We start from the raw sequence: 10,313 nt of genomic DNA on the forward strand, positions 1-10,313 counted from the left end.
TACTCGTCCTAGAAAAGCGTTAGATTGGCTTACACCATTAGAGAAATTTGCTCAGCTTGTTGATTATCATAAGACTTTTCAAACTGTCGCACCTCATGTTTGAATTCGCCAACTATCTAGACGTCGCGATCACTTCACAAGATACCCAATACGACTGTATTTCACGTTATTTTGCACCGAGTAATGGCATCAATGAAGATCCGGTAACCGGTTCGATTCATACCGGAATTGCGCCGCTGTGGGCTGAGAAACTCGGTAAAAATGAACTGGTCGCCTATCAGGCATCAGCGCGTGGTGGGGTGTTGTATTGTGCCTTGCAAGATCAGGAACGAATTGAAATTTCAGGTTACGGCAAGCTATATATGCAGGCTGAAATTTATCTATAATTTTTATAATTACATAGATCTACATGTCGTCAGGTGAGGCGGCATGTTATTTTGATGGTTCGGCTTGGAATAGATTATTCAGAAAAAGAATCATTCTCTAAGATGGGCGCGAATAAAAATTTATATTTATAATTTGGATGAAGAATGTTGCTACGTTATAAAAATTTAAGTCTGGCTATTGTATTGTCTGGCTGTAGTGTACTAAGTTTTGCACAGCCTGTTTTGGTGAAAACGGAACAGAATATTGAAGAATACCGACTGGATAATGGACTGCGCATTATCCTGGCACCGAATGATAAAGAAAATAAAGTTTTTATGAATACGGTCTATCTGACCGGTTCCCTGAATGATCCTCAGGGCAAGGGCGGACTGGCCCATCTGCTGGAACATTTGGCCTTTAAAGGCACAGAAAATGTCAAAGGGGATGAATTCCAGCGTCGACTGGATCAATATACCTTGATGACTAATGCCAGTACCGACTATTACTCGACCAAATATACCAATGTGATCCGTCCTGAAAAAACTGCGCTGAGTGAAGTCATTTTTCTCGAAGCCGAACGCATGGACAAGCTGGTGCTTCAGGAAAAATATGTACCGACTGAAATTGATATTGTAAAACGCGAGCGTGAAATTCGTCTGGATCAGCCATTTTCAGTATTGATCGATCAGGTGTTTAAATCTGCTTATGGCAATCAGTATTTAGGCCGTTTGCCGATTGGTGACCTAAATGAGCTGCAATCCATCAATATGCAGGAGCTGAACCGTTTTTACCGTCAATGGTATGCACCGAATAATGCCTTTGTGGTCATTTCGGGCAAATTTGATAATGCCGAAGTCTTAAAACAGCTGGATACGCATTTCAGTCCGATTCAATCCCGAAATGTACCAGCGCAAGTGAAAGTCCCAGCGCTTAAACCAGAGCAAATCAAACAGCGTGAATTTACAGTAAAGAAAGGCAGTGATCTGGCCAAGTTTAATCTTTATTTGAATCAATCCGAAGAAAGCATTAAAACGGCTTTGGCTGTTTCGCCAACGCTCTATACTTTGCAGCCAAGTGGACATCTCTATCAGAATATGGTGGAAACTGGGAAGTCAACAGCGGTGCAATCCAGTACCTGGCTGGATAAAGACTTTAATCTGGTGTTTATGGGAGCAATCTATGCTCCGAATCATCAGGCACAGGATATTGAAAAGGGGCTGATCCAAGGCGTAGAAAAGAGCCAGCCATTTACCGAAGCAGAATTAAACCGGGCTAAAAATCTGACCCGAAATCAGGCCGACAATATTAAAAATAGTGCGACTGCTTTAGGTTCACGTTTAAGTGATTATGCAGTGGCGTATTCGGGTGACTGGAGCCAGTATTTTAAAGATCTGAGCGCGATTCAAAACCTGAATGTGAATCAGGTCAATCAGGTCTATAAGAATTTTTTAAAACCTGAATACCGGATTTCTGGCAATATTTTACCTACCCCGGAAGATCAGAAAAAAGCGCAGGAACTGGCACAAACAGAAGCACCGGCAAAAACTCTGGATCAACAGACTGAAGCAGAAGAGCCACTGAAAGATGTCAGTGTTTATCAGGCTGAAGTGAAGCAATATGTCCAGGAATCCAAACAGTATTTGTACAGTAAAGACAAACAGATTCAGCGTGGCAAGTTGAAAAATGGCATTAAATACGCGTTGTTTCCGACGACTACCCGCGATGACAAGGTTTATGCCACAATTTCACTGGATTTTGGTACTGCACAAAGCCTGATGAATAAAGGCGAGATTCTGGATCTGACCGCTTATTTAATGTTGCGCTCATCGAAAACTCAAAGCTTGCAGCAGATTGCCGATAAAATTATTGAAGTAGGTGGTTCGGCAACTGCCGGTGCATCCGGCAATGGCCTGACCTTGCAGATCAGCGCCAAAAAAGAAAAGTTTGAGGAGTTTTTCCAGTATGTGGTTGATGTGCTGAAAACGCCGGCATTTGAGCAAAGTCAGTTTGATTTAATCAAGGGGCAGACTTTATCCAGTCTGGATCGTCCTTATACTGAACCAGATACCGTGTCGAGCTTGACGATGGCTCGAACGATCGAGATTTATCAGCCTGGCGATCTGCGTTTTCATTTCGAGCCGGAATTGGCCAAAAAACAGTATCAGAAAGCGACTCGCGAACAGGTTATGGCACTGTATCAGCAGTTTTTAAAAACCCAGCATGCGCAAATAGCGGTTACGGGCGAATTTAATCCGAAATCGATGCAAAATGTACTGAAAAACAGTTTTTCAGACTGGAAAGCTGCACAGCCTTATGAGCGTCTAAAATCGGAATATCGAAGCTACCCAGCCCAGAAAATTCATGCTTTGTCTGAGCAGCGTGAATTCGGGAGTTATCAGGCATTTATGAGCATGCCGGTCGGTGCTGATCATGCCGATGCACCTGCATTACAGGTATTTCGATATATTCTGGGTGATTCACAGCTGTCGTCACGACTGGCACAAGAGTTACGCGAGAAAAATGCACTAGTCTATGGTTTTAGTGCAGATGTGCAACTCGATGAATGGGCAGATGTGGGTGCAATGATGATTAGTGCCAATTATACGGCTGGAAAATCCGCACAGGTTTCTCAGGCAGTGCATAAGGTACTGAATGAACTGCTGACACGTGGCGTGACTGAACAGGAAGTGGAAGCGGCAAAAGCCAGTATCTTGAAACAGCGTTTAACTGCACTCGAGGATGATCGTCGTATTCACACTATGTTGATCCCACAGCTGGAAAAAGACCGTAATCTGGTTTACCGGGAAAAACGTGATCAGGCGATTGCTCAACTGAGCAAAGCCGATATTGATGCCATGATCAAAAAATACATCAAGCCGGACCAGCTGGTGGAAGTGATGGCTGATCAGTACGGTAAGCAAGTTAAAACATCGTAGTGTTGATAAAAAATCCCCTCAAGTGAGGGGATTTTTTTATTTTAGTTTTATGCTCTAGGTTGCTCTATGGCTAAAAATAATCCCTCCGATTATGCCCGCAAGGATAGATAGGGGCAGACTCCAAACAGATACAATAAGAAAAAAAATCAATATTCCACAGCCAATCAAAGCTGAAACGAAAGCAATATCTTGATCAAAAGAATGATGGATCACCATTTGATAATAATAAGACGTTATCCAGCTTGAAATAATAGTGAGTAAAATACATAGTCCTTTGCCTGAAGGCGTATTTAGACTGGAATCTGTTATCCAACTTAGCATGTCCTCATCTACTCAAAGTCGATAAAAACGTTTAGCATTTTCATAAAAAATCGACTTTAAGGCATTTTCATTGTAGTCCTGCACAATATCGCTAAAGGCATCAATAATGTTGGTGAGTGAGCTACTGACACTGTCCATTGGAAAGTTGGATGCAAACATCACGCGCCCAGAACCAAAACAGTCTAAAGTATGCTGGATCACGGGTGCGGCACGTTCCACTAATTCCTGTTTACTTGCCAGCCGTTTCTGCGTGTGAAAATCATGTCCCAAGACTGGCATAAACAGACCAGACATTTTGGTCGATACATTTTTGCATTCGGCCAGTTCTGCCAACTGATCTTTCCAGTCCGCAAATATCTGGGTGCGATCTTGTTCGGTCTTGCCTGTAGCTTTGCCCACTTTGCCAAATAAACCTGCGGGCGTACCCAGATGATCCAGCACAATAGGGGTGTTTGGAAAGGCTTTGGCCAGCGCAGTAACATCCGCAATCTGGGTAGAGTACACCCAGGCATCAAAGCTTAAATCTTGCCTGGCCAGTTCTTCAAAGCCCTTCAGGAAATCTGTGTTGCGATAGAGATGCGGTTCATCGGTCCAGGCATGAATCCCTTTATCTGGATGTACTGCAGCCATTTTACGGATGCCCCGAAACTTGGGAGAAGCTTCGCGATGCAATTGAATCAACTGTTTAAAATTTTTCTGCCGCGGATCCGCCGTGGCGACAATTCCACCCAATTGGATAATGTGCTGATCAAAAGGAAGCCCAGCGATAAAACGGGTTTCATTTACCACCCCCGTACCTTTATGGTCATGCCAGCTGGCTTCAACATGCACAATCTGCTCTATTTCATAATGTCCTGCATCTTTCTTGTAATTTGCAGGCAGATAAGGTGCAGTCAGGTGCTGAGTCAGGCCAATGGTCTCAATGACGTCTTTGGGTTTTAACAGTCTTTCCATTTTGTCCAGCAGTCTGGGATGTTTGCCAAACAGCTTGACCGCGAGCGCTGCCGCGTGTGGGGTGTTGTACGGATCCCATTGGTGAATATGTGGGTCAATGATCTGGAAGGGAAGTTGCTGCATGCTATACGTTATTTTAGTTTATTTATTATTCAACTTATATAGGATAAAAATCATTTCAAAGTCAATATAGTAAATCACGGCAAATAAAAAAGCCCCGCGGGGCTTTTCGTATTTTAATCAATGATCGTGCTTGTGATCATGGTTATGCTTGTTGGCATGAAACTCTTCATTGTGACGGAAACGCAAATAGTTTTCGAACTGTTCACAGTATTCATCATAGTTATCTTCCAGCATCATTTGAAATTGCTGCAAGATATAAGACATGACCTGATCTTTGGCATCACGCATTTCATTGCCATCTTTAAAGTTATTCGCTGCCACCCAGGTATTGAAACGGGCAGTACCAAATAACATCGCCGCACTGACTTGACCGCGCTTATCGCTCGGTTTTTCCTGTGAACCTTTTTCTACGCGACAAAACTCGTTGGCTTGTTGAATAAATTCATCAGCACGTTCAAAGAATGCCGCATTTAACGCTTCTTCTTCGGTTACATCGGTTGCTTCAATCTTTTGAACCATGAATTTGTTCCTAACACTAAAATCTCAATCGTTAATTATAGGCAAAGCCTTGCAGAAACTAAACCTTTGCCTTAATCTAAAAAATAGCCTAAGCATATAAAAGTGAATGCCATGCAGGATGCGATTGCAGTACAAAGCCTAAAAAGTGATATTGCCTTATTGCGCCAGAATATTTGGCCACCGGCAAATCTAGCCAATGTTGAAGGCTTGCCGATTTATTATGGCAGCCAGTCACAGGTAGATGAATACTATAGCCAGTGGCTCGGGCTGATTGAAAGGGCACAGGATCTGTTTCAGCCTTTTATGGAAGATGAAATCTTGGATGCGATCCATCTGCCGAGTCATTTAAACTTGCCGCTGTTTTATTTTCATGTTGACCGGATTCGCATTAATAAAACCCGCGCCAAGGAATCCAAAACTTTTCGTGGGGTCGCCAGCCTGATCGAAAAATGCGGCCAGTTCGAACCCGAGCAGATTGCAGCCATGCGGCAGTGGCTTGATAGTGACGATACTGCAGCTTTGGTGGCACACCGTGAATTTGTGGATTTACGCACTTATGTGTTTCAGCATGGCCAGAGCGAATATACGCGCACCCGTTTTTATGTGAATGGGATTGTGCTGAGTGTTGAGCCACATTTTGAACTGGTCGATGCACGCGATAAGCCACGCAAGCAACGCAGCGACAGTTATAACGATCCTCTGGCAGACAATAATATCTGGAAAGTATTCGGCAAATATCGCTAGCACAGTTTGACCAAGCCCGGTCTTACCAGAAGGGCTTAGTATTTTCTGCAAACTGCTGTAAACGCTCTGCTGCTTCGTTCGACAAACGCTGCTGTTCCGCACTTATCCAGCCTAGCACAAACCAGGCCTTGGCCTGTTGTTTGACATAAGGTCTAAATAATTCGTCTGCAACAAATAGGTCGTTATAATGCCCAAGGCTTTCTTGCAAGGGTTTTAAGGCTTTTAAATAAGCTTTAACCTCTTTTTCAGGAAACAGGCTTTGCAAGAATTCTACGTTATAGCGTAAGCGTTTGACCCGTTTGCGTGTCCGATGCCGGGATTCAATATCCAGTTCTTGATAGTTCTCGGCATCCTGACAGATTTGCTGGTGCAGCTTGCTCAGGCCTTTACACAAAATCTTATGTGAAGACTTGGCTTTGTTATCCGTTTTTTCTTGGCTAAAGCTGAACAGTTGCAGCATTAGTTCTACGGTAGCAGGACTTCTGAACAGCACACTGATATCTGGCTGTTTTTGTCGGTGTGGGGGTAATTTCAGTAAGGGGGAACCTGCTTTTTCCAGTTGTGGAATCAGGCTTTCTGCCAAGGCATCGCGATCTCGGGTAGAACCCAGTTGCTGAAAAATATCCCGCAGCTGTTCCGGCCATTCTGGCTGCACATGCTCGGTCACGGACTGGAAAATTTTAAATGCGCTGCGCAAACGCCGAATCGCGACACGTGCCTGATGCACATGATCACTATTATAATTTTCGGCAGCAATCGCCATCGCATTTGGGAAAAGATGAGCCAAACAATTGACGACAATCTTTTGCAAAATCGTAATGATCTGATCTTTCTGTTCAAGCACTAAGGGAAGCTGATGCTGAACCGGCAGATTCTCTTCACCATGTAATAAGGCATAACCGCGTTCGGATTTACTCCGTGTATCCAGCCACAAAGCATAACGCTGAACCCAGGGCTGAATGAAATCAATCAATTCACTCAGCTGGCCGGATTTAAGCTCAAATTCGACTTCATAAATATCGATGGCTTGATCATTGTGTCGAATTTCTCCGACATCAAAGGCAATTTCAATCTTACTGTCCAGATGACTTTCTGTGAGTACATACCGTACGACATCTGTTTCAAATTGCAGAATAAGCGGTGTCTCCAGATCACCGAGCGCCTGTTTCAGGATTTTTTTGGCCGGTTTATGTTTGCGATATAACTGAAAATCACAATGTTCCGGAGGACTTTTTAATTCATGCTCAAGTTCAAAACGTTCAAATTGTTGTTCAGTCGCTGCTTTCAGGGTTTGAATCCATTGCTGGCCTTCCAGACGTTGCCGCAGGGCAATCTGATGTTGTTGTAATTGTTGCGCTTCAGTATCAAAGTAGCGTGCACACAGACGATGCCGAGTCGGCTGAAGTTTCTGGATGTCCTGTTCAAATTGCACACGAGACTGTGGCGGAATCTGGAATTTGAGTTCTATTTCTGCCATCGGGTCATTCCTCCGCGATGTTGGTTTTATAGATTAATATAGCCCAAAGATCGGCAGGGGTGTGATGTGCTTCTGCAACAAAAAAGCACGCCAGAGAAGGCGTGCTTTGAGTTTTTCTTGTGATATTTATTTCAATATTTTTATTTCAGGAATTTACGACTGACCAAGAACTGTTCGGTCGCTTCAAGCAGTTTCTGCGCATAGACTTCCTGCTTGGCGGTCAGCCAGCCCAGCACAAACCAGTCACTTGCTTCCAGCTCGGTCTGCTGAATATAAACTGCAGAAGAGGCCAAAGTTTGATATTCACTGGCTGCCAGTTGAGCATCGTTCAGCGCTTTGCTGTATTTCTGCAAATTTTTGACATCATAGATCGTGGTTAAAATCGGAAAGCTGAATTTGAGCTCCTGAATCCGGCCCGACAATTGATCCAGACTTTCAAAATCAGTGATATCGGTCTGGTTCATTTGTTCCTGCAAAGCTTTATATTGCTGTTGCAAGGTAGTTTGAGCAGCAGTTTTCAAGTCCAGCGAGGCATGCTCATTTTCATTTAAACTGAACATCAGTAATTCCAGATAATGATGCACATTCTGGGTAGATTTGACCAGATTACCGAGTTTCTCCTGCGCATACAGAATATCTTTGCTCAGGTTTTCTGCCGTGGTGGGATTTTGCAGGAAACCGGCCAAGCTGTTTTGCATATGCTGTAAATGTTGCAAATGTTCAAATTGCTGCTTAAAGGCCGCCAGTTGATGTGCCCATTTGTCCGAAAGCTGTGGATGCCAGTCTTTGAACAGCAGCAAGGTCAGATATAAGTGATCCAGTGCCAGTCGTGCCTGATCAATATGTTCCTGCTCTGCTACCTGAGCTGCAATCGCCGCGATATTCGGCAATAAATGCTGCATCTGCTGTGCAATCAGACTGCACATGGTTTTACTGGCGCTGTCTTTTTTGCTGATCTGAAATTCTTTGCTAAGGGTCGCAGGACTGACGCGCTGTGAAGTGGCCAATAAATTGCCTATTTCGGCCTTACTACGTACATCGAGCCAGAGCTGGTATTTCTTGACCCATTCAAAACTGAAGGCCAGCAGATGTTGAATTGAACCATTTTTTAGTTCGAACTCGACTTCATGTACTTCTTGCTCAGCATCCTGTGTGCGGATCTGTCCAATATCCAGGCTGACTTCGATCTGGGTATCTTCATAGTCAATCACTCTTAACGTACGGGCAATATCGGTTTCAAACTGGAGTTGGAGCTGGTTGAACTGATTGCTGAGCGCATTGCTGAGAATTGCCCCGGCTTCTGGAAATTTTTTATAAATATCTAAATCCAGTTCAGGAGATGCGGTTAATTCCCCTAGATCATGATTATGTTCAAAGCGTTCGATGTGGCTTTTCCCGGCCGCTTTTAGTGTTTGCACCCAACGTGTACCTTCCAGACGCTGACGCAGTGCCACCCCATGCCGGGCCAGTTGACGGTCGGTAGTATCATAATATTTGGCTTGAAGCTGGATCTGTTGAGACTTTTTCGGATCAAGTGCCTTGAGCAGCGCAGTGCGTCGTGCCACAGGAATTTGGAACTTGAGTTCAACTTCAACCATGATGATCATCCTATCTGTTCAGTGCAATTAAGTACTGAATCTTCACTTGAATAAGGTTTTAAAATGAGGCGGACAGCAGCCGCAATTATATTTTTAGATTTGTGCGCAGCAGATTGTAACCAAAATCAAAATGCATGTAAGACTTGACTGAGCATAAAAAGCTTAAACAGAAGTTTGAAACTTAGATTTCATCGGTTCATTTTAGGCTAAAACGATCGGATTCAGGCCTTCATGGGGATGTGCAAGATGCATTGAAGCGCGCATCAAAAGGCTGTTATTTGGCTAAAATATACGCTAAGGTAAAACAAAAAACGTCAGGATGATGACAGATGAATGTACAAGTACAACCAGAAAGTAAGAATGAGGTGATGGTTCAGCCCCAGATGCCGATTAAGAACTATCATGAATTTTATCGCTTCTATTTGACTGAGCATCGGCATATTATTAGCCGCCGTCTGCACGTGGCCGGCAGTAGCATCGGTTTATACTGTTTTGCCAAAGCCATTCGTCAAGGCAAGCCGCGATATTTTGCATATGGTTTACTCTCGGGCTATGCCTGTGCCTGGGTCGGTCATTTTATCTTTGAGCGCAATAAACCAGCCAGCTTCAAACAGCCTGTATATAGCTTTATCTCGGACTGGCGCATGTTTGCCGATGTCCTGCGTGGTAATATCAGTCTGATCGACCTTAAATACGATAAAATTTCCAGTTAAGCCAGAATGACTTTTATCGGAATGTGCCCACTTAAAGCATGAAATTTCGATAAAAGCCTTGCAAGTCTAGAATTATTATTCTAATAATTATGGTATTGCAGATTAGGTTTTTTGATCAACCATTATATTTTAATTAATACATCAGTTTTCCAAGCCTGGAGCGACCTTCTCCGGGCTTTTTTTATGCCTGTTTGCTACCAATAAATGTTCAAGATTTTGCTCATGCTATTGTGTAAATATTCATAGAAGAATTCATGTGGATTTGTGCTGAAAGTAAAAGATCCTTTCTGGCTTTGAAAGGTTTCCCCACAAACGAATGACTCAAAACCAGAAAGGATCGGGTATTACCAACACAGGTATTTATTTTTCTGTTTATTTTCTGTGTCTAAGGCTATTTAAGACGCTTCGTGCCGATTGGGCTATCCCTGAAAATGGGTATTTTTAATATTAATAGGACTTACGCACTGTTATTTATAGACTCTCTGTGGTAGCAGATGATTTTTATCGAGAATAAAGTCATCAATGAAGTTTTTGATAATTGGTCTAAATAATTTCTTCTGCC

General features: G+C 43.3%; 7 protein-coding genes and 1 pseudogene. 4 read left to right on the forward strand and 4 right to left on the reverse strand.

The window, feature by feature from the left end; genetic code table 11:
- Positions 1-116: 116 nt before the first annotated feature.
- Together WFH18_RS15195 and WFH18_RS15200 are read left to right on the forward strand one after the other, a co-directional pair.
- Positions 117-386 (forward strand): annotated as a pseudogene (locus WFH18_RS15195) (PhzF family phenazine biosynthesis protein); the annotation flags it as partial.
- 144 nt (positions 387-530) lie between these two features.
- The gene (locus tag WFH18_RS15200) at positions 531-3,302 is read left to right on the forward strand and encodes a M16 family metallopeptidase (protein ID WP_005104475.1); all 2,772 of its coding nucleotides are present in this window, start codon (positions 531-533) and stop codon (positions 3,300-3,302) included.
- A gap of 333 nt (positions 3,303-3,635) precedes the next feature.
- Here the strand turns inward: WFH18_RS15200 and WFH18_RS15205 are convergent, their stop codons facing one another.
- Both WFH18_RS15205 and WFH18_RS15210 read right to left on the reverse strand, forming a co-directional pair.
- Entirely contained in the window at positions 3,636-4,700 is a 1,065-nt protein-coding gene (locus WFH18_RS15205) for an amidohydrolase family protein (protein ID WP_004729918.1), read from the reverse strand.
- Positions 4,701-4,817: 117 nt separating this feature from the next.
- Positions 4,818-5,219, reverse strand: a complete 402-nt coding sequence (locus WFH18_RS15210) for a DUF3144 domain-containing protein (protein WP_004280011.1) — start codon at positions 5,217-5,219, stop codon at positions 4,818-4,820.
- A 111-nt stretch (positions 5,220-5,330) separates the two neighbouring features.
- Here WFH18_RS15210 and WFH18_RS15215 point away from each other — a divergent pair, with 111 nt between their 5' ends.
- Positions 5,331-5,963 (forward strand): hypothetical protein, encoded by a 633-nt coding sequence (locus WFH18_RS15215; RefSeq protein ID WP_004729916.1) that lies wholly within the window; start codon positions 5,331-5,333, stop codon positions 5,961-5,963.
- A 22-nt stretch (positions 5,964-5,985) separates the two neighbouring features.
- Here WFH18_RS15215 and WFH18_RS15220 read toward each other — a convergent pair whose 3' ends face one another.
- Together WFH18_RS15220 and WFH18_RS15225 are read right to left on the reverse strand one after the other, a co-directional pair.
- Positions 5,986-7,440, reverse strand: coding sequence for a CYTH and CHAD domain-containing protein (locus WFH18_RS15220; protein ID WP_004729914.1), 1,455 nt, complete (start codon positions 7,438-7,440; stop codon positions 5,986-5,988).
- Positions 7,441-7,580: 140 nt separating this feature from the next.
- Positions 7,581-9,038: a CYTH domain-containing protein gene (locus WFH18_RS15225; RefSeq protein WP_004729913.1), complete on the reverse strand. Its 1,458-nt coding sequence runs from the start codon at positions 9,036-9,038 to the stop codon at positions 7,581-7,583.
- A gap of 329 nt (positions 9,039-9,367) precedes the next feature.
- Between WFH18_RS15225 and WFH18_RS15230 the strand changes: the two genes are divergently transcribed.
- Positions 9,368-9,751, forward strand: a complete 384-nt coding sequence (locus tag WFH18_RS15230; RefSeq protein ID WP_005104473.1) for a DUF962 domain-containing protein — start codon at positions 9,368-9,370, stop codon at positions 9,749-9,751.
- Positions 9,752-10,313: the final 562 nt, after the last annotated feature.

Source organism: Acinetobacter sp. USHLN143 (assembly GCF_037145695.1).
Taxonomy (GTDB): Bacteria; Pseudomonadota; Gammaproteobacteria; order Pseudomonadales; family Moraxellaceae; genus Acinetobacter; species Acinetobacter fasciculus.

Excerpts from the sequence above, each read along its gene's own strand:
- WFH18_RS15200 (WP_005104475.1), top strand. The coding sequence starts at position 531 with ATGTTGCTACGTTATAAAAATTTAAGTCTGGCTATTGTATTGTCTGGC.
- WFH18_RS15205 (WP_004729918.1), bottom strand. The coding sequence starts at position 4,700 with ATGCAGCAACTTCCCTTCCAGATCATTGACCCACATATTCACCAATGG.
- WFH18_RS15210 (WP_004280011.1), bottom strand. The coding sequence starts at position 5,219 with ATGGTTCAAAAGATTGAAGCAACCGATGTAACCGAAGAAGAAGCGTTA.
- WFH18_RS15215 (WP_004729916.1), top strand. The coding sequence starts at position 5,331 with ATGCAGGATGCGATTGCAGTACAAAGCCTAAAAAGTGATATTGCCTTA.
- WFH18_RS15220 (WP_004729914.1), bottom strand. The coding sequence starts at position 7,440 with ATGGCAGAAATAGAACTCAAATTCCAGATTCCGCCACAGTCTCGTGTG.
- WFH18_RS15225 (WP_004729913.1), bottom strand. The coding sequence starts at position 9,038 with ATGGTTGAAGTTGAACTCAAGTTCCAAATTCCTGTGGCACGACGCACT.
- WFH18_RS15230 (WP_005104473.1), top strand. The coding sequence starts at position 9,368 with ATGAATGTACAAGTACAACCAGAAAGTAAGAATGAGGTGATGGTTCAG.